At 59.3% G+C, this 18,625-nt stretch carries 16 protein-coding genes and 1 tRNA gene; 5 read left to right on the top strand and 12 right to left on the bottom strand.

Annotated features, from left to right (window positions below; all coding sequences use genetic code 11):
- Positions 1-33: 33 nt before the first annotated feature.
- Positions 34-735, bottom strand: coding sequence for a hypothetical protein (locus tag BR48_RS0110595; RefSeq protein ID WP_027231284.1), 702 nt, complete (start codon positions 733-735; stop codon positions 34-36).
- Between the two features lie 18 nt (positions 736-753).
- The gene (locus tag BR48_RS0110590) at positions 754-1,392 is read right to left on the bottom strand and encodes a hypothetical protein (RefSeq protein WP_027231283.1); all 639 of its coding nucleotides are present in this window, start codon (positions 1,390-1,392) and stop codon (positions 754-756) included.
- A gap of 178 nt (positions 1,393-1,570) precedes the next feature.
- Here BR48_RS0110590 and BR48_RS0110585 point away from each other — a divergent pair, with 178 nt between their 5' ends.
- Positions 1,571-2,797, top strand: a complete 1,227-nt coding sequence (locus tag BR48_RS0110585; RefSeq protein WP_027231282.1) for a TIGR03862 family flavoprotein — start codon at positions 1,571-1,573, stop codon at positions 2,795-2,797.
- Positions 2,798-2,885: 88 nt separating this feature from the next.
- Positions 2,886-3,599 carry a DUF2270 domain-containing protein gene (locus tag BR48_RS0110580; protein WP_027231281.1) on the top strand — a complete coding sequence of 238 codons (714 nt, stop codon included), beginning with the start codon at positions 2,886-2,888 and terminating at the stop codon, positions 3,597-3,599.
- A gap of 36 nt (positions 3,600-3,635) precedes the next feature.
- Here the strand turns inward: BR48_RS0110580 and BR48_RS0110575 are convergent.
- A tRNA-Glu gene (locus BR48_RS0110575) sits at positions 3,636-3,710 on the bottom strand.
- Positions 3,711-3,793: 83 nt separating this feature from the next.
- Positions 3,794-4,192: a hypothetical protein gene (locus BR48_RS0110570; protein ID WP_027231280.1), complete on the bottom strand. Its 399-nt coding sequence runs from the start codon at positions 4,190-4,192 to the stop codon at positions 3,794-3,796.
- A gap of 54 nt (positions 4,193-4,246) precedes the next feature.
- On the opposite strand from BR48_RS0110570, the gene BR48_RS0110565 reads away from it, so the two are divergent.
- Together BR48_RS0110565 and rpoH are read left to right on the top strand one after the other, a co-directional pair.
- Positions 4,247-5,251 (top strand): RluA family pseudouridine synthase, encoded by a 1,005-nt coding sequence (locus tag BR48_RS0110565; RefSeq protein WP_036813677.1) that lies wholly within the window; start codon positions 4,247-4,249, stop codon positions 5,249-5,251.
- A 231-nt stretch (positions 5,252-5,482) separates the two neighbouring features.
- Complete coding sequence (gene rpoH, locus BR48_RS0110560; RefSeq protein WP_027231278.1) at positions 5,483-6,391, top strand: RNA polymerase sigma factor RpoH; 909 nt, start codon at positions 5,483-5,485, stop codon at positions 6,389-6,391.
- Between the two features lie 65 nt (positions 6,392-6,456).
- Here rpoH and BR48_RS26835 read toward each other — a convergent pair whose 3' ends face one another.
- The gene (locus tag BR48_RS26835) at positions 6,457-8,133 is read right to left on the bottom strand and encodes a hypothetical protein (RefSeq protein ID WP_027231277.1); all 1,677 of its coding nucleotides are present in this window, start codon (positions 8,131-8,133) and stop codon (positions 6,457-6,459) included.
- Between the two features lie 47 nt (positions 8,134-8,180).
- Positions 8,181-9,473 (bottom strand): adenylosuccinate synthase, encoded by a 1,293-nt coding sequence (locus BR48_RS0110550; RefSeq protein WP_027231276.1) that lies wholly within the window; start codon positions 9,471-9,473, stop codon positions 8,181-8,183.
- A 192-nt stretch (positions 9,474-9,665) separates the two neighbouring features.
- On the opposite strand from BR48_RS0110550, the gene BR48_RS0110545 reads away from it, so the two are divergent.
- Entirely contained in the window at positions 9,666-10,577 is a 912-nt protein-coding gene (locus BR48_RS0110545; protein WP_027231275.1) for a DMT family transporter, read from the top strand.
- On the opposite strand, the gene BR48_RS0110540 is transcribed toward BR48_RS0110545, so the two are convergent.
- The 6 genes from BR48_RS0110540 to ftsH form a co-directional block, all read right to left on the bottom strand.
- Positions 10,555-11,070, bottom strand: a complete 516-nt coding sequence (locus tag BR48_RS0110540; RefSeq protein WP_027231274.1) for a GNAT family N-acetyltransferase — start codon at positions 11,068-11,070, stop codon at positions 10,555-10,557. The two genes, BR48_RS0110545 and BR48_RS0110540, sit on opposite strands and share 23 nt — an antisense overlap.
- A 17-nt stretch (positions 11,071-11,087) precedes the next feature.
- Positions 11,088-12,683, bottom strand: coding sequence for a phosphoglycerate dehydrogenase (serA, locus tag BR48_RS0110535; protein ID WP_027231273.1), 1,596 nt, complete (start codon positions 12,681-12,683; stop codon positions 11,088-11,090).
- 74 nt (positions 12,684-12,757) lie between these two features.
- Positions 12,758-13,933 (bottom strand): phosphoserine transaminase, encoded by a 1,176-nt coding sequence (locus tag BR48_RS0110530; RefSeq protein WP_027231272.1) that lies wholly within the window; start codon positions 13,931-13,933, stop codon positions 12,758-12,760.
- Between the two features lie 182 nt (positions 13,934-14,115).
- Entirely contained in the window at positions 14,116-14,901 is a 786-nt protein-coding gene (locus tag BR48_RS0110525; RefSeq protein WP_081815817.1) for an outer membrane protein, read from the bottom strand.
- Between the two features lie 225 nt (positions 14,902-15,126).
- Complete coding sequence (gene glmM / locus BR48_RS0110520) at positions 15,127-16,473, bottom strand: phosphoglucosamine mutase (protein ID WP_027231270.1); 1,347 nt, start codon at positions 16,471-16,473, stop codon at positions 15,127-15,129.
- 209 nt (positions 16,474-16,682) lie between these two features.
- Complete coding sequence (ftsH, locus tag BR48_RS0110515; RefSeq protein ID WP_027231269.1) at positions 16,683-18,617, bottom strand: ATP-dependent zinc metalloprotease FtsH; 1,935 nt, start codon at positions 18,615-18,617, stop codon at positions 16,683-16,685.
- Between the last annotated feature and the right edge of the window lie 8 nt (positions 18,618-18,625).

The raw sequence follows: 18,625 nt of genomic DNA, 5'->3' as shown, positions 1-18,625 counted from the left end.
AAAGCCCCGGTCGCCCGGGGCTTTTTTCACAATTCAGATCGCCTTCCAGTTGGGATCGACCGCGTCTGCCGCTGATCGCCATTCATCGGCATAATCGACGTTCTGCCAATTCTTGAACCATGGGCCGCCATTGGTGAAATGCACGGCATTGGGATAGCCGCTGGCAGGCTTCTCATTCCAGCCTTCGAGCCAGTTCCATTCGACCGGAACTTCGCCGATCTCATCATCCTTCGCCCACTGCATCCGGTGGAGATAGGCGCCGGTTTCGCGGTTGATCAATTCCGGCGTCAGCTGGCGCGTTGACGGATGCTCGCAGTTGAAGAGCATGAAGGACGACCAGTTCTTGCGCGGATAGCTGGTCTGCACCTTGCCATCCATCTTGGTGCCTTCCTTGGGGGTGTAGTCATGCTTGACGCAGATGACTGCCTTCGATTCGTCGCGGTAATCTAAAAGCTTGGCCACGTCGGAGAAGAACAGGAAATCGCAATCGCAAAACAGTGCCCAGCCCTTGTAGCCGGCAAGCCACGGGGTGAAGAAGCGCGAATAGGTGAATTCTGTTGAAGCCAGCGGGTCGATGTCGCGGGTATAGGCGCCTTTCTCGACAAGCTCTTCCAGCTTGATCGGGATCACATTGACCGGAATGCTCGCATGTTTGAGGATAGTGCTCTTTGCAACCTCGTAGGCAATGGGTTCGCGTGAATCCCAGCCAATATAGATATCAAGTTCCCTGTTCATATGACCTCGCTTCCAGCTTCATACGATGACGTTGAGGATGTTCTGTTCAACCCTGTCCATGACCCATTTGCGCTCGTCGCCCCAGGAGTGGCGGCGCCAGCCTTCCCAGCTGAACCCGCAAAGGACGATCTTCCATTCCGCCGGGTCATAATGTTGGAGGATATAGGTCAGGCCGAAGTAGCCGGTACTCGGGAACACCTCCCGGCGCGCAGCTTCGGGAATACCGAGCGCAGCACAGCCGTCCTTGTAAAACCGGGGAGGCAGAATCAGGATCGATTTGCCCGCAGTGCCAAAAGCGTCGATTGCCTGCAATGTCCAGTCACCGCGCCGGCCCTTGAGCCGCGAGAGCAGATGTGGCTGGCGGAAATATTCGGCGATGATCTGCGGGTGATAGGCAAAAATGACTTCGGACGCGCCCTGGACGATCGGAGAGCCGAAATAATTCGGATCGGTCAGGCGGCGCTGCATCGGCTTGCCTGAATTGCACACGAACAGAATGTCGGCCTTGACCCCGGACATGCCCTTCGATGATTTGGGCTCGTTGAAGCGGACAACACAATCTGCACGATCGACATCCTCGGAGAGATTGTCCTTGATCGGACCGTTACCGACGATGAACATCGTCTTGCGTTCGCTGTGATGGGGAATGGAAGACATTAATGGTTTCGTGTTGCTCGTCCGAGGGTGAACGACCCGATTGATGAAGCTGATCGCCAGCCTCGCATGGACATCCGTTGTACGACTAATGTACGGGGAACTCTCGCAAGTCAACATGGTGTAGTTGAATGCACTAGTCCACATATCACACTGCGTGCAACATTTCTGAAGGAATTCAATGGCGAACGAACTTCCAAGCAGAAAGGCCGTCGCAATCATCGGTGGCGGACCGGCCGGACTGATGGCCGCAGAACTTCTGTCCCCATCGGGGGGCTATACTGTCACCGTCTACGACAGCATGCCGACCTTTGGCCGCAAATTTCTCCTTGCCGGAAAATCCGGGCTCAACATCACGCATTCCGAAGCCTACGCCCGATTTGCCGGGCGATTCGGCGCTGCCTCAGGTCACCTGCGCGCGGCGCTCGATACGTTTACGCCGGACGATGTCCGCCAGTGGGCGGCCGGACTTGGCACTGAGACCTTCGTTGGCTCGTCGGGCCGCGTCTTTCCCAAGGTCATGAAAGCCTCGCCTTTGCTGCGCGCCTGGCTTGCCCGGTTGCAACAGCGTGGCGTGGTGCTCAAGTCGCGTCATCGCTGGACAGGCTTTGCCGAAGGCGGCTACGCATTCGAAACGCCTGAGGGCCCAACGATCATCCACAGCGATGCGACGCTGCTGGCGCTTGGCGGCGCGAGCTGGCCGAAACTTGGCTCTGACGGACGCTGGCAGCCGTTGCTTGCGGCTACGGGCGTGCCGATGGCTGGCCTTCGTCCGGCAAATTGCGGCTTCGACGTCGCCTGGGATGAGGGATTTCGCGATCGATTCGCAGGCGTACCGGTGAAGTCGGTCACGGCAACATCGGATGCAGGCTCCTTGCCCGGCGAATTCGTGATCAGCACCCATGGCATCGAGGGAAGCCTGGTTTACGCCCATTCCGCCGCACTGCGCGACCGGCTTCAACGTGAGGGGCGGGCAGAACTGGCGCTCGATCTTGCGCCCGGACGCAGTGAGGAGCGGCTTGCCCGCGACCTTGCGCGCCAGGATAACAAGGCAAGTTTCAGCAATCGCCTGCGCAAGGGCGCCGGCATTGACGGCGTAAAGTCGGCACTCCTCAGGGCCTATGCAAGTCCGGCCGATCTTGCCCACCCGCTGCGTCTCGCCGCAAGCATAAAGAGCTTGAAACTGCCGCTGCTTCGGCCGCGTCCCATCGCCGAAGCCATCTCCTCGGTCGGCGGCATAAAATGGGAGGGCCTCGACGACAATTACATGCTCAAGTCGATCCCGGGCGTCTTTGCCGCCGGAGAGATGCTGGATTGGGAGGCTCCGACAGGCGGTTATCTCCTCACCGCCTGCTTTGCCACGGGGCGCGCCGCGGCGCACGGCATGGCGGCATTTCTGGACAATTGAAAAACGCCGCTTGGCGATGATTTTTCAGCATATTCCGTCGGTTTGATGTACTCTCCTGAAGGGGGGAAATATCGGTTGGGAGGCTGATATGGACGACCTTCGAGATGCCGCAGCCGGCGGGGAGACACGATGGACGGCGCCGCCGCTGCCGGCAACGTCAGCTGAATACATTACCGTTGTCGCCCACTATCACCGCGCGGAAATGGGCCGCATGGCAGGTTGGCGCGACCGGATAGACCGAACAACCAACTGGGCCATCACCGGCGTTGCGGCAATGCTTTCGCTCTCCCTCTCAACGCCGACATCCCACCATGGCGTCCTGATCTTCGCCATGATCCTGGTACAGCTCCTGCTCCTGATCGAGGCCCGTCGATACCGCTTTTTCGATGTTTATCGTGGCCGCGTTCGCAAGCTCGAAAAGCACTATTTCGCTCAGATCCTCGATCCGATGCCAGATCCGGACACGAAATGGGGCCATCTGATCGGCGAGGATTTGCGCAGACCGAAATTCATGATCTCTACCAGGGCAGCAATGTCGCGGCGGCTGCGCCGCAACTATATCTGGATGTTCCTCGTCCTCCTCCTCGCCTGGGTATTGAAAATATCTACGCCGAAACTGCAGGATGGCGGGGCGGTACATGATGTGGCCGGGTCGCTGGCCGAAATCGTCCGCAACGCCACCTTTGGACCGCTCCCCGGCTGGCTCGTGGTGGCCGGCGTGGTGATGTTCTATGTGTGGCTCGGCTATCTCGCGCTGCTGACCGACCCGGACGAAAAAGAGCACGGCGAAGTCCACGTCTGAGGGACGGGAGCCGATAAAAAATGATGCAAGAGAAGGTGGTACGCCCAAGGGGAATCGAACCCCTGTTTGCGCCGTGAGAGGGCGCCGTCCTGACCGCTAGACGATGGGCGCTTAGCGAGTTGCTTCTGGCGGTATAATCAAGCCGGCGCCAAAGTGCAATAATGATTTGTTACTGTCGTAATCGACAGCCTGCCCTACTTCCCGGGAGCTTCGCCAATGCGCGCCACGACGCGCTTCGTTGCAACGTCATAGACCAGAATCTGCCGCGTGCCGTCGGCAAGCCGCGTTTCGAGCGAAAGCGAATTATTCGACAGATTGTGGGAAAGGATGCGCGTGCCGGGGTCGAGCGTGATCGATTCGCCGGCCAATGCCTCGCCGAGCGGCTGCCCCGGAACCGTATGGTGCGCTGCCGCTGCGACCTCGGGAACCGGCTGGTTAATCTTGTAGACAATCGCCGCCAGCACGGCCATAAGACCCACAACCATGATGCCGATGGATACGGCGAGCAGCCGTATCATCTTGCGGCGCACCCGCTCCATCGCCGGATCGAGCGGCTGTTCTTCCGCATCGAGTTCTTGGTTGATTTGAGCCATTAAGGCATCTCCGAGGTTTCGAAACCAAGCCTCTGTAACGAAGGGACGCGGTCTTTGAAAGAGTTAATTACCGATAGCGAAGCGGCTGGCAAGCGGCTGGATGCATGGCTTTCAGCCCAATTGGCGCCCGATTTGTCGCGCAATCGCATCCAGTCGCTCATCGGCGAAGGCCAGGTCAGCATCGACGGCAAGATTATCCGCGAAGCCAAGCACAAGCTGCGCGAAGGCGCGAGCATCGCGATTGCCGTCCCCGAACCCGAGGATGCAACGCCGAAGGGCGAGGAAATCGCCCTCGATATTCTTTACGAGGATAGCGATCTCATCGTCATCAACAAGCCCGCCGGCCTCGTCGTCCATCCAGGCAACGGCAATTGGAGCGGCACGCTCGTCAATGCGCTGATCCACCACTGCGGTGATACATTATCGGGCATTGGCGGGGTAAAGCGCCCCGGCATCGTCCATCGCCTCGACAAGGAAACCAGCGGCGTCATGGTCGTTGCGAAGAACGATCTCGCGCATCGTCACCTCAGCGCGCAGTTTGCCGACCATGGGCGGACGGGCGATCTGGAACGCGCCTATCTTGCGATCGTCTGGGGCACGCCCGATCGCAAGACAGGGACCGTGGACGCCCCCCTCGGCCGATCCCACCGCGACCGCACCAAGCAGGCCGTGGTACATGAGGAGCGCGACGACGCGCGCCACGCCGTCACCCATTTCGAGGTCATGGAGAAATTCGGTGCGAAGGACGACGCGACCGCCCTTGCTGCCCTGATCGAATGCCGGCTCGAGACCGGACGCACGCATCAGATACGCGTACACATGGCGCATATCGGCCATCCCCTCGTCGGGGATCTCGACTATGGCAGCGCCTATAAGACCAAGGCGAACAAATTGGCCGAACCGCTTCAGGGGATCGTCAAGAGCTTTACGCGCCAGGCGCTCCACGCGCAGCTTCTCGCCTTTGAACATCCTTCGACAGGCGAGGTCATGCACTTCGAAGCGCCCGTGCCGGCGGATATGGCCGAGTTACTTGACGCCTTCCGCACAACTGCGCTTTAATAAGCGGCGGAACATTCTTTGCCATGCCACGTTCTAGTGAACGCACACCCCAAACATGACTCTATTGTTCACGTTTATGTGACAGCTTGTTTCGTCGCTTAATAGATCGTGATTTTGACAAAATAGTACCTATATGTTGATGGCACGAATCCGCCAGCGCCAATTTGTGGGTGGCCGGATGTTGCGGACCTGCCGATAATGGGGGTCGATTTCAAATGAGGAGGGTGCCCTGTGGCCCAAAATCTTCCTAGTGTTCTCGGCGGGGATGGTGGACTGACCCGCTACCTTGAAGAAATCCGACGCTTTCCGATGCTCGAACCGCAAGAAGAGTACATGCTCGCCAAGCGGTATCTTGAGCATTCCGATCCGAAGGCGGCACACAAGCTCGTTACCAGCCATCTGCGTCTCGTGGCCAAGATTGCGATGGGTTATCGCGGCTATGGCCTGCCGATCGGTGAAGTCATTTCCGAAGGCAATGTCGGCCTGATGCAGGCTGTGAAGCGTTTCGAACCGGAGCGCGGCTTCCGCCTTGCAACTTATGCGATGTGGTGGATCAAGGCCTCCATCCAGGAATATGTCCTGCGCTCGTGGAGCCTGGTCAAGATGGGCACGACGGCCAACCAGAAGCGCCTGTTCTTCAACCTGCGCAAGGTGAAGAGCAAGATTCAGGCGCTCGATGATGGCGATTTGAACCCGGAACAGGTCAAGGAGATCGCAACGCGGCTAAGCGTATCGGAAGACGAGGTCATTTCGATGAACCGACGCCTTTCCGGCGATGCTTCGCTCAATGCGCCGATCCGCTCGGCCGACGGCGAGGCAGGCGGCGACTGGCAGGACTGGCTGGTCGACGACCACGACAGTGCCGAGGATATGCTGATCGAGCAGGACGAACTCGAAAGCCGGCGCGAAATGCTGTCCGGTGCGATGTCGTCGCTCAATGATCGCGAGCGCCGTATCTTCCAGGCGCGGCGCCTTGCAGATGATCCCGTTACGCTCGAGGATCTGTCGACCGAGTTCGGCATCAGCCGCGAACGTGTACGCCAGATCGAGGTCCGCGCTTTCGAAAAGGTGCAGGATGCCGTCAAGGCAGCCGCCATCAAGCAGCAGAAGGCGCTCGTCTCGATGAGTGACAGCCGCTAGTTTCTCCCAACTGGATGCAAAAAAGGCCGCTTCAAGCGGCCTTTTTCATATCATCAAGCGTAGTCCTAACCGCCGGCCTTGTCTGCCCAGGATTTCAGGACGTCGTTGAAAACCTTCTCACCGGGCAGGCCCTTTTCGAGCGTGATCAGCGCCCGGCGTCCGGTCTTGTAGGCAATCGGAATATCGATCCACGATTGGCGGCCCATCAGTGCCATGTTGGTATCGACCGCCGTCTTGGCGTCGTTCATCGCAATGATGAAGAAATTGTCCGCGATCTTCGCCGGTATGGCGACGAGCGGGCTGCCCGGCGCCTGTTCCGTATCCTTGAAGGTCATTCGCGAGACATTTTCGATCGACCCGCCGGGGAAGCCCTCAGGAACCGTAAAGATCATCTCGACCAGATGGCTCGCGGGCAAGGTCTTGTCGCCATTGCGCCGGATGATCATGCGCAGGTTTATGCCTCGGCCAGGAATGGTGACCTCAGCCTTGATCGCAGGTTCCGGCGGCAGGTCGTTGCCGGGGGATTCCTGCACCACCGACCAGACGACCGCGCCAGCGTCGGCGGTTCCGGCTTCCTGACCGGAGCGTTCCTCATAGAAGAAGGCTTTCTGTCCGATCGGCAGGGCGACCGGTTGCTGTGTCTGGCCCGCGGCCTGCTGTTCGGCCGGGGGTGCAGCCGGCTTTGCCGATTGGTCCGGTGTCGATGCCGCAACGGACGTTCCCTCACCGAGCGAAGGCTTGTCGTTGGCCGGGCCGGGATTGACCTCCTGCCCATCCGGCATCAGGCGCTGCGTCAGCTTCGGCTCGGGTTTGGGCTCGGTGCTCTCCGGCGTTGCGACCGGCGCAGTGGCTTGCGGCGTCGGTGCAGGCGTGGCTGGCTCGGCGGGTGTCGTGGCCGGCGCATTGTTGGCGGTTTCTGCAGGCGCTTGCAGTTCGGTCTTGGAACTGGTCAGGCTGGCAAGCCAGGTCTTGGCCGCTGAAGCTTGTTCGGAAAGCTTGTCCTTGTAGACCCATCCTGCATAGCCGCCACCGGCAATGACCAGCAGAAGGCCAAGAATGGCAAGGAGCGGCACCAGCGACTTCTTCGGCGCCGAGCGCTTCAGGGGGCCGCGCGTGTACACGCCATAATCGCCCGCCCCGCGATCTTCCGCGGCGACCGTCAGATCGTTTTCGTCTTCTTCTTCCGGGCCTCGGCCAGATTTATTGCCTGCGGCAAACCCGGTTGCGGATTCTGCCAATACATCTTCGTCAGGAAGCCTGTCGTCCTCAGGCTCGCTCCGCTTGTTGATCCCGGCGCCGTGGCTTGTCAGAAAATCTTCAAGCGCATCAGGCTGCGAACCTATCTTTGTGAAGCCAGGCGTTACGCTGGGCGCGGGCTTGGGTGGCTCCGGCGGTGCAGGCAGGGGCTCCGGCGCCTTGATTTCAGGCTCCGGTTCCGGATCCATAATGGGCGTAAACTTGAAGTGCGGCGGCGTCGATGATGGTGGCGGTGAAACCGGCTTTGCTTCCACCGGCGCTGGCGGCGCATCCTCGATGGCCGGCGTGAATTCTGACTCTACCTCGGCGATGGCGTCTTCGAGCGCCCTTATCTGGCGCGTCGCCGCGGCTTCCGGCGCATTCAGCGCCGCAAGCTTCTGCTCAATCGTTGCACGAGCTTTTGCATATACACGTTGACGAAGTTCGGGCGTTGGGTCCGCGATCCCGTCAATTGTCTTCCTCAATACTGCAACGAAGTCTGCCATTCACCCAAACCTATGGTTTTGCTGTGAGATTCTAGGACAATCCGAGTCTAGTCATGAAACGGATCGGTAACAAGTATTGTGTCGTCGCGTTCGGGGCTGGTGGACAGCAAAGCGATCGGCGCGCCGATCAGTTCCTCGATATAGCGCACATACTTGACTGCCTGCGCCGGAAGCTCGCTCCAGCTCCGTGCGCCGGCCGTGGTTCCCTCCCAGCCTTCGAGCGTCTCGTAGACGGGCTTGACCCGCGCCTGCTGACCCTGCCCCGCCGGAAGATAATCGATCACTTCGCCGTCGAGTTCGTAGCCGGTGCAAACCTTGATCTCCTCGAGTCCATCAAGGACATCGAGCTTCGTGAGCGCGATCCCGCTGATGCCGTTATTGGCAACCGCTTGGCGCACCAACACCGCGTCGAACCAGCCGCAACGGCGCTTGCGCCCGGTAACCGTCCCGAATTCGTGACCGCGCTCGCCGAGGAACTGCCCGACTTCATTCTGCTGTTCTGTCGGGAAGGGCCCCTCGCCGACGCGCGTCGTGTAGGCCTTGGTGATGCCAAGCACATAATGCAGGGAGCCAGGGCCAATGCCCGAACCTGCGGAAGCCTGCCCAGCAACGGTGTTGGATGAGGTAACGAACGGATAGGTGCCATGGTCTATGTCGAGGAGCGTGCCTTGCGCCCCCTCGAAAAGGATACGCTCGCCGGCCCGCTTCTTCTGGTCGAGTACATACCACACACGGTCCATGAAGGGCAGGATGTGCGGTGCGGCGTCGTTGAGTTCAGCGAGAAGTTTTTCCCCATCGACCTCTTCGATGCCGAGACCACGGCGAAGCGGATTGTGGTGCGCAAGCAGGCGCTCGATCTTTGCCGGCAGCGTGTCCGGGTCGGCAAGGTCGAGAACATGAATGGCGCGGCGTCCCACCTTGTCCTCATAGGCTGGACCAATGCCGCGGCCGGTGGTGCCGATCTTGGTGCCCGCGTTCGAAGCTTCCCGCCGCCGGTCAAGTTCGCCATGGATCGACAGGATCAGGGTCGTATTTTCGGCGATTTTCAACGTATCCGGGGTAATGACAACGCCTTGGGCCTCGAGTTTCTTCTTCTCGGCGATGAAGGCATGCGGATCGAAAACGACGCCGTTGCCGATGATCGACAGCTTGCCGGGACGCACGACGCCGGAAGGCAGGAGTGACAGCTTATAGGTGACGCCATCGACGACCAGCGTATGACCTGCATTGTGACCGCCCTGAAAGCGAACGATGATATCTGCCCGTTCGGAAAGCCAATCAACGATCTTTCCCTTGCCCTCATCACCCCACTGGGAACCGATCACAACAACATTTGCCATTCAAAACTCCTCGAGTCATAACCTCGTCGTGCATTTTTCTTCAAATGCGGTGCTTCTATACAGGCTGGTTCATAAAAGCGCGACAATTCTTTCGGCTATCACGCAACCTATTTACCTTTATCCTGGCAATAAACGTCCCTGCCGTTGCATCCAGATAGTGGTTTCGCAACCACCCCGAATAGATTGTAAAACATGAATCGAACCGCCTACATATTTCTGCTGCTAACCGCGCTTTTTTGGGGCGGCAATGCTGTTGCCGGCAAGTTTGCAGTCGGCCATATCTCGCCGATGCTGCTGACGCTTTTGCGCTGGCTGCTCGCCTTTCTGATCATCGCCTCCATCAGCGTCAGACAAGTGCAGCGCGACTGGACTATGCTGCGCAAACATTTGTGGTTACTCGCCGCCCTCGGCGCTTTCGGCTTCACCTTCTTCAACATGGCGCTCTACAGCGCACTCAACTATACGTCCGCGATCAACGTCACGATCGAGCAGGCCGGCATACCCATGGTGATCTTCGTTGCAAATCTCCTGCTATTCGGCACGCCCGTTCGCGCCGGGCAGATCATCGGCTTCAGCCTTTCGCTCGTTGGCGTGGCGCTGACCGCGGGGCACGGCAGCTTTAGCCAGTTGGCCCGGCTTGAAGTCAATTTCGGCGATGCGCTGATGATCCTCGCAGTCCTGCTCTATAGCGGTTACACGGTGGCGCTGCGGTTCCGGCCCGCCATCAACTGGCAGAGCCTGATGACGGCAATGACCTTCTTCGCGTTTTTGACCGCGATCCCGTTCACGCTCTGGGAATGGCAGCGCGGCGCGCTGATGCCACCGGACACGACCGGCGCCATGGTCGTCCTCTATACCGCTATCTTGCCTTCACTTGCCGCACAGGTGCTTTTCCTCAAGGGCGTCGAATATATCGGCGCCAACCGCGCCGGCCTCTTCATCAATGCGGTCCCGATCTTCGGGACGCTTCTCGCGGTAGCCTTGCTCGGCGAGGAGTTCCACCCCTACCACGGCATCGCCCTTGTGCTCGTGCTTGGCGGCATCTGGATCGCCGAACTCAGCGGCCGCAAGCACGCCGCGATCAGCGAAGCTGGCGGACCATGAAACGCGCGTCCTCCGAATAGGTTTTGAGCTTTGCTTCAAGCTCTGGCAGGTTTTCTGTCTTGAAGCCCTGCTTTTCCCAGAATCCAACCGAGTTGTTGACCGAGACCAGAGACATATTGGCAAGGTCTTCCCGTCTGGCCTGCTCGGCAAGAACGGCAACAATGCGGGCCGCCGCGCCGCTACCGCGGGCCGTCGGCATGAGGGCGATATCGTGCAGGTAGTAGGTGGAAGGGTGGGTGGGTAATTCGACGAGCAGGCTGTTGAGCGCAGGCATCGCATAAATTTGCCACGGGTGGGTGACCGCGTAGCCGTGAAGAGCGCCGCCCGGCGATTCGAGGACGAAACAGCCATTGCCATAAAGCCGCATGCGCTCGCGAAAAACGCTGTCATCTTCCGGGAAATTCGGGTGGATGACTTCGGCCATGGCATTGGTGGAAGCGAGGTCTCCCGCTTCCATCAAACGCCAACGGAGATCGCTGTGTTCGGATGCCATGACCGACATCCGTACAATCAAGCGATGTTGAATTCCAGCGGTTTGGCCGAAACAATTGCCTTATTGACCCGTAGTTCCTCAAGGACATTGTCCGGGATGCGCTCGTCGAGATAGAGCATGGCAATGGCATTGCCGCCGGGCGCATCGCGCCCAAGCGCGAAGTTGGCGATGTTGACCTTGTTGTTGCCGCAGATCGTACCAAGCAGGCCGATCATGCCCGGCGTATCGTTGTTGGTCGTATAGAGCATATGCTGCCCGACTTCCGCGTCGAGGTTGATACCCTTGATCTGGATGAAGCGCGGCTTGCCATCGGAGAAGCAGGTGCCGGCGATCGAGCGCGTCATCGACGCCGACTTCACAGTCAGTTTGATATACCCGTCGAACACGCCGGATTTGTCACGACGGATCTCGGAAACGATGATACCGCGTTCCTTCACCATGATCGGCGCGGAAACCATGTTCACATCGGCGACCTGCGGGCGGATGAGACCGGCGAGCGTCGCGCTAAGCAATGCCCGCGTATTCATCGCCGCCGTCGCTCCATCGAACAGCACTTCGACTTCCTCGATCGGCTCTTCCGTGACCTGGCCGACGAAAGCACCCAGCACTTCGGCAAGCTTGACGAAGGGCTTGAGGCGCGGCGCTTCTTCCGCGGTGATCGAGGGCATGTTGATCGCGTTGGAGACCGCACCCTTGATCAGGTAATCCGACATTTGCTCGGCGACCTGCAGGGCGACGTTTTCTTGCGCTTCGCTCGTCGATGCGCCAAGGTGCGGTGTGCACACGACGTTCGGCAGATGGAACAGCTCGTTATCCGTAGCAGGCTCGACTTCGAAGACGTCAATGCCGGCGCCGGCGACCTTGCCGGATTTGAGTGCGGCAACGAGGTCCTTCTCGACGATGAGACCGCCGCGGGCACAGTTGATGATGCGCACACCGTCCTTCATCTTTGCGATCGCGTCGGCGTTGATGATGCCGCGCGTCTTGTCGGTCATCGGCGTATGCAGGCTGATGAAATCGGCACGGGTCAAAAGCTCGTCGAGTTCGACCTTCTCAACGCCGAGTTCCTCCGCCCTCCCCTCGGAAAGGAACGGATCGAAGGCGATGACATGCATCTTGAGACCGACGCCACGCGTAGCGACGATCGAGCCGATATTGCCGCAGCCGATAACACCGAGCGTCTTGCCGGTGATCTCGACACCCATGAAACGGTTCTTTTCCCATTTGCCGGCGCGCGTTGAAGCATCGGCCTCAGGCAATTCGCGGGCGACGGCGAACATCAATGCAACGGCGTGCTCAGCCGTGGTGATCGAATTGCCGAAGGGCGTATTCATGACGATGATACCGCGGCGAGAAGCGGCCGGGATGTCGACATTATCGACGCCGATACCGGCGCGGCCAATGACCTTGAGGTTCTTCGCTGCGCTAATCAGCTTCTCGGTAACCTTCGTCGCCGAGCGAATGGCAAGGCCATCATATTGGCCGATGACCTCAAGCAGCTTGTCCTTGTCCTTGCCTAGATCCGGCAAGTAATCGACTTCGACACCGTGATCCTTGAAGATCTGGACGGCGGTGGGGGAGAGTTTGTCGGATACGAGTACGCGCGGTGCCATCATGGCCTCCATCGTTGAAATCGGATAAATGGGAGGAGCGGCCGCAATGCTGCGGCCGGCTTTAGCCTGGAGACCTAGGCGGCCTTCTTCAGTTCAGCCTTCTGGGCTTCGAACGCCCAATCCAGCCACATCATCAACGCCTCGAGGTCAGCCGTCTCGACCGTAGCGCCGGCCCAGATGCGTAGACCCGACGGAGCATCGCGATAGGCGCCGATATCGTAGGCGACGGCTTCCTTTTCGAGGGCAGCGACGAGGTTCTTGGCAAAGCTGGCCTGAGCGTCGGCATCGAGCGCGGTGATCTCGGAATCGACGATGGTCAGGCAAACGGAGGTGTTCGACCGGGTTGCCGGATCCTTTGCCAGATTGGCAAGCCATGGCGTACGTTCGACAAAGGCGTCGATCGCCGCAAAGTTCCTGTCGGCGCGGGCAACGAGTCCATCGAGGCTTCCTACCGACTTTGCCCAGTTCAACGCATCAAGGTAATCCTCGACGCAGAGCATCGAGGGCGTGTTGATCGTCTCGCCGGAGAAAATGCCTTCGATGAGTTTACCGCCGGAGGTGAGGCGGAAAATCTTCGGCAGGGGCCAAGCGGGTTTATAGGTCAAAAGCCGCTCGACCGCACGCGGGCTGAGGATGAGCATGCCGTGTGCGCCCTCGCCGCCGAGAACCTTCTGCCAGGAGAAGGTGACGACATCGAGCTTGGCGAAATCAAGGCGCTGTGCGAATGCGGCCGAGGTTGCGTCGCAGATGGTGAGGCCCTTGCGGTCCCCAGGGATGAAGTCGCCGCTCGGAACGCGCACGCCGGACGTTGTGCCGTTCCAGGTAAAGACCACGTCGCGGTCGAAATCGATCTTGGAAAGGTCTGGCAGTTCGCCGTAGCCGGCTTCGATCGTGCGGGCATCGGCGAGCTTCAGCTGTTTGACGACATCGGTCACCCAGCCGGCGCCGAAGCTTTCCCATGCGACCATGTCGACGCCGCGCTCGCCCAGCAGTGACCAGAGCGCCATTTCGACGGCGCCCGTATCGGAGGCCGGAACGATGCCGATGCGGTAATCGGCAGGAACCTGCAGAATTTCACGGGTGAGGTCGATGGCCTGCTTCAGCTTGGTCTTGCCCACCTTGGCGCGATGCGAACGGCCAAGCGCTGCATCGGAAAGCGCAGCAAGCGACCATCCGGGACGTTTAGCACAGGGACCTGATGAAAAATTGGGATTAGCCGGGCGCTGGGCCGGCTTTACAAGCGTGGTCATGTTTTCTCCTATCCTCACAGATAGCACGCCTCTCGTTGGGGAGAGGTGGCCCACTCCGGGACCTAGGAGAAATGTCGCTGGCAGTCAAGAAATATGTTTGGCTGCGACATGAATTTCTGGCGAACTCCAAACGAAAACGGCAGGTGCGGGCACCTGCCGTTGCAGTTCGATGGCTCACTCAATCAGAAAGCGTAACGAACGCCGACCTTGAAGTCATGGGAGGTAATATCCTTGAACTTGAAGGGTTCAGGATTTTCGCGGGTCAGCGAGTTGATGTAGTTAAAGGCATTGTCGGTCTTGCCGTCGCCGAGATCGACATAGCTGTAGCCGATATCGATCGTCATGCGATCGGTAGCCTTGATGCCGACACCGGCATGCAGCGCCCAGGCGAGCTCCCACTGCGAGGCGCTGCCGGCATAGCCGCCGCCGCCGGTAATGATGTTGTTGTCGGTGAAGCCCGAAATCGTATTGCGCGACGCGCCGATACCCGCGCCCACATAGGGCGTGATTCCGGCATAGGTGCCGAGGTCGGCATAGGCATTGGCGAGGAACAGCCATTCCGACTTCTTGGCATGGTATTCATTTGTGGCCGCGTCATCCGTAGTGGTGAGGTCGCCATCGATATCGTAGAAGTCCAGCGCACTGAAATCGGTCTTGCCACGATATTGCCCGGTCACGTCGGCACGGAGCCAGTCGTTGAACTGGTAACCGATACCGATCTGCGCCGTCATGCCGGCATCGAAGTCGCCATCATTGAAAAAGGTATGATAGGCGGGATCAGCAAACCCGACATAGTCGAGATGATCGAACTGCTGGTTGCTCATGCCGATGTCGCCGCGCAGATACCAACCGCCGAAAGGCGCCACTTCCACCACCGGATCCTGGATCATGTCCGCCGCGAGGGCCGGTGCCGCGCCCAGGCTCATAATAGCTGCGCCCATGGCAGCAAATTTGTTGAATGTGCTCATTACTCTATTCCTCACAAAGCCCCATGGTTGGAAAGCGCGGCGGTTGCCACAGATGGTTGTGAGGGAAATATGGGCGTAAAAGGTTAAGTCCCGCTTAACCGTGTTTGTTCACCATGTCTATTAAGGTTAACAGAATACAGATTTGAGTAGAATGAAACTCTTAACAACAAAACGGGCCCGAATGGGGCCCGTCTTCGTTATGATTTGTTAATGGATTGCGGCCGGCTAGGCCGCCGAAGACGAAATCACGGAAATGATGTCGTTGACCACCGCCTCGACCAGCTTGCGGTCGTCGCCCTCCGCCATGACGCGGATCAGCGGCTCGGTGCCGGACGGGCGGATCACAAGGCGGCCGGCCGTGCCGAGACGATCGCGCGCTTCGTCGATCGCGCTTTTCACGTTCTTGTTTTCAAGCGGCTTGCCGCCGGTGGTGCGCACATTCTTCAAGAGCTGCGGCACGGGGTCGAACTTGCGGCAAACCTCGCTGACCGGACGTCCCTGTTCCTGCACGACAGCGAGTATCTGCAAGGCCGAGACCAGGCCGTCGCCCGTTGTCGAGAAATCGGACAAAACGATGTGACCGGACTGCTCGCCCCCGACGTTGAAGCCATGGTTACGCATGTGCTCGACCACGTAGCGGTCTCCAACCTGCGTGCGGGCAAGGGTCAGTCCCCGATCCATCAAGAAGCGTTCGAGCCCGAGATTGGACATCACGGTTGCAACGACGCCGCCGCCGACGAGCCTATCCGTCTCCTGCCACGATTGGGCGATGACCGCCATCAACTGGTCGCCGTCGATGATGGCGCCATTTTCATCGACGATCAGCACGCGGTCGGCATCGCCATCGAGCGCGATGCCGATATCGGCCCGCACCTCGTGCACCTTCTTGATCAGGCCGAGCGGATGGGTCGAACCGCAGTCTTCATTGATGTTGGTGCCGTTCGGCTTATCGTTGATTGTGATCACTTCCGCGCCGAGTTCCCAAAGGGCGGCCGGAGCGACCTTGTAGGCTGCGCCATTGGCACAGTCGACGACGATCCTGAGGCCCGAGAGCGAGATATTCTTAGGCGTCGTGCGCTTTGCAAATTCGATGTAGCGGTAGATGTCGCCATCGACACGCTTGGCGCGTCCGAGATTGTCGAAACTCGACAGGCGATCCGACAGGTTCTCGTCCATCAGACGTTCGATCTGCAGTTCGATCTCGTCGGAAAGCTTGAAGCCGTCCGGTCCGAACAGCTTGATGCCATTGTCGAAATAGGGGTTATGCGAAGCCGAGATCATCACGCCGATATCGGCGCGGAGCGAGCGGCAGAGCATTGCAACAGCGGGTGTCGGAATCGGGCCGAGCAGGAATACATCCATCCCGGTCGAGGTGAAGCCGGCGACAAGGGCGTTCTCGATCATGTACCCTGAAAGCCGCGTATCCTTGCCGATAACGACGCGGTTGCGGTGCTCGCCGCGCTTGAACGTAAGGCCGACGGCCATGCCGACTTTCATTGCGATGTCGGGGGTCATGGGATAGGCGTTTGCCTGTCCGCGAATGCCATCCGTGCCGAAATATTTGCGCGCCATGCTGGTTATCCGAATTTAGGGCTGTCTCATATCCGGAAAGACAGGAATGCAGCCTCGTGTGCCTGACTTTGGTCTTGTGAAGCTTATTGCAAAAGACCTTCTATTCCGCATCTCACAATTTGTGTAGCGATTATACTTAGAGCCAATGCATGAACAATTCGTACAAACGGCCGGTTTTCACCGGCCGTTTGTAGAAGTTGCATCCACCATCAGGATTGTGGCTGGGGCTCGAGACCCTTGTCGGGCTCATCGCCCTTGCGGGGCTTCTTGGCCGATCCGGCCTTCGGAACAGCCGATCCACGCGAAGGCGGCGTATCGTCGCCAAGGTCGCGGGCGGGCTTGCCGCCGGCCATCAATGCCTTGATTTCCTCGCCCGTCAGCGTCTCATATTCGAGGAGGCCTTCGGCGATGGCGATCCATTCCTTCTTCTTCTTGGTCAGGATGGAACGCGCATGATTATAGGCATCGTCGATAAGCTTGCGAACTTCCGCATCGATCAGTTGCGCCGTTTCTTCCGAAACGTTCTGCGTGCGGGCGACGGAATGGCCGAGGAACACTTCTTCCTGGTTCTCGCCATAGGCGACCTGCCCGAGCTTGTCGGAGAAGCCCCAGCGCGTGACCATGGCGCGCGCAAGCTTGGTGGCCTGTTCGATGTCTGAGGACGCGCCGGAGGTGATGTTCTCCTTGCCGAACTTGAGTTCTTCGGCGATGCGTCCGCCCATCATGATGGCAAGACGGGAGATCATCCACTTGTAGCTCATCGAGTAGCGATCGGCTTCCGGCAACTGCATGACCATGCCGAGCGCACGGCCGCGCGGAATGATCGTTGCCTTGTGCAGCGGATCGGCAACTTCGACGTTGAGTGCAACAATCGCGTGGCCGGCCTCGTGATAGGCGGTGAGTTCCTTCTCGGCCTGCGTCATCGCGGTCGAGCGGCGCTCCGCACCCATCATGATCTTGTCCTTCGCATCCTCGAACTCGAGCATGGTGACAAGGCGCTTGTTGCGGCGGGCAGCCATCAGGGCAGCTTCGTTGACGAGATTCATCAAATCGGCGCCGGAGAATCCGGGGGTGCCGCGAGCAAGAATTTTGAGGTCGACATTCGGTGCCAGAGGGACGTTGCGCGCATGCACCTTCAGGATCTTTTCGCGGCCAGTGACGTCCGGATTGGGAACGACGACCTGGCGGTCGAAACGGCCCGGACGCAGCAGCGCAGGATCGAGCACGTCGGGACGGTTGGTTGCGGCGATCAGAATAACACCCTCATTGGCCTCGAAGCCGTCCATCTCGACCAGCAACTGGTTGAGCGTCTGTTCGCGCTCGTCATTGCCGCCGCCGAGACCAGCGCCACGATGGCGACCGACCGCGTCGATTTCGTCGATGAAGATGATGCAAGGCGCATTCTTCTTCGCCTGTTCGAACATGTCACGGACACGGGACGCGCCGACACCAACGAACATTTCAACGAAGTCGGAACCAGAGATGGTAAAGAACGGAACGTTGGCTTCGCCGGCAATGGCGCGGGCCAGCAATGTCTTACCTGTGCCGGGAGGGCCTACAAGCAGCACGCCGCGCGGGATGCGCCCGCCCAGCCGCTGGAATTTCTGCGCGTCGCGCAGGAATTCGACGATCTCTTCGAGATCTTCCTTGGCCTCATCAACGCCGGCGACGTCCTGGAAAGTCACCCGCCCATGCGCCTCGGTCAAAAGCTTGGCCTTGGACTTGCCAAAGCCCATGGCGCCACGCGATCCACCCTGCATCTGGCGCATGAAGAAAATCCACACGCCGAGGATGAGTATCATGGGCAGCCAGGAAATCAGCATGCCGACAAGCGAAGTGGACCCATCGGTCTCCGGACGCGCGGCGATCTGGACATTCTTGCTTTCCAGACGGCCGACGAGGCCGGCATCGCCGGGCGAATAGGTCTGGAAGGTCGAACCATTGTCCGAATAGGTGCCGGTGATGCGATTGCCGGAAATCGTAACGGACTTCACGCGGCCGCTATTCACGTCGGTAATGAACTGCGAATAGGGAACATCACTCGATGCCGAGCGCGAGGTGGGGCTTTGAAAAAGGTTGAACAACGCGATCAGCAGCAAGGCGATAATCGCCCACAGAGCGAAGTTCCTGTAGTTAGGATTCATATCGGGTC

Origin of the sequence: Phyllobacterium sp. UNC302MFCol5.2 (genome assembly GCF_000686005.1) — a bacterium.
Classification (GTDB): Bacteria; Pseudomonadota; Alphaproteobacteria; order Rhizobiales; family Rhizobiaceae; genus Phyllobacterium; species Phyllobacterium pellucidum.
This window is presented reverse-complemented; position numbering and strand designations above follow the sequence as displayed.

Bases quoted from the DNA above. Each gene is read 5' to 3' on its own strand.
- BR48_RS0110595 (WP_027231284.1), bottom strand. From the start codon at position 735: ATGAACAGGGAACTTGATATCTATATTGGCTGGGATTCACGCGAACCC.
- BR48_RS0110590 (WP_027231283.1), bottom strand. From the start codon at position 1,392: ATGTCTTCCATTCCCCATCACAGCGAACGCAAGACGATGTTCATCGTC.
- BR48_RS0110585 (WP_027231282.1), top strand. From the start codon at position 1,571: ATGGCGAACGAACTTCCAAGCAGAAAGGCCGTCGCAATCATCGGTGGC.
- BR48_RS0110580 (WP_027231281.1), top strand. From the start codon at position 2,886: ATGGACGACCTTCGAGATGCCGCAGCCGGCGGGGAGACACGATGGACG.
- BR48_RS0110570 (WP_027231280.1), bottom strand. From the start codon at position 4,192: ATGGCTCAAATCAACCAAGAACTCGATGCGGAAGAACAGCCGCTCGAT.
- BR48_RS26835 (WP_027231277.1), bottom strand. From the start codon at position 8,133: ATGGCAGACTTCGTTGCAGTATTGAGGAAGACAATTGACGGGATCGCG.
- BR48_RS0110550 (WP_027231276.1), bottom strand. From the start codon at position 9,473: ATGGCAAATGTTGTTGTGATCGGTTCCCAGTGGGGTGATGAGGGCAAG.
- BR48_RS0110545 (WP_027231275.1), top strand. From the start codon at position 9,666: ATGAATCGAACCGCCTACATATTTCTGCTGCTAACCGCGCTTTTTTGG.
- BR48_RS0110540 (WP_027231274.1), bottom strand. From the start codon at position 11,070: ATGGCATCCGAACACAGCGATCTCCGTTGGCGTTTGATGGAAGCGGGA.
- serA (WP_027231273.1), bottom strand. From the start codon at position 12,683: ATGGCACCGCGCGTACTCGTATCCGACAAACTCTCCCCCACCGCCGTC.
- BR48_RS0110530 (WP_027231272.1), bottom strand. From the start codon at position 13,933: ATGACCACGCTTGTAAAGCCGGCCCAGCGCCCGGCTAATCCCAATTTT.
- BR48_RS0110525 (WP_081815817.1), bottom strand. From the start codon at position 14,901: ATGAGCACATTCAACAAATTTGCTGCCATGGGCGCAGCTATTATGAGC.
- glmM (WP_027231270.1), bottom strand. From the start codon at position 16,473: ATGGCGCGCAAATATTTCGGCACGGATGGCATTCGCGGACAGGCAAAC.
- ftsH (WP_027231269.1), bottom strand. From the start codon at position 18,617: ATGAATCCTAACTACAGGAACTTCGCTCTGTGGGCGATTATCGCCTTG.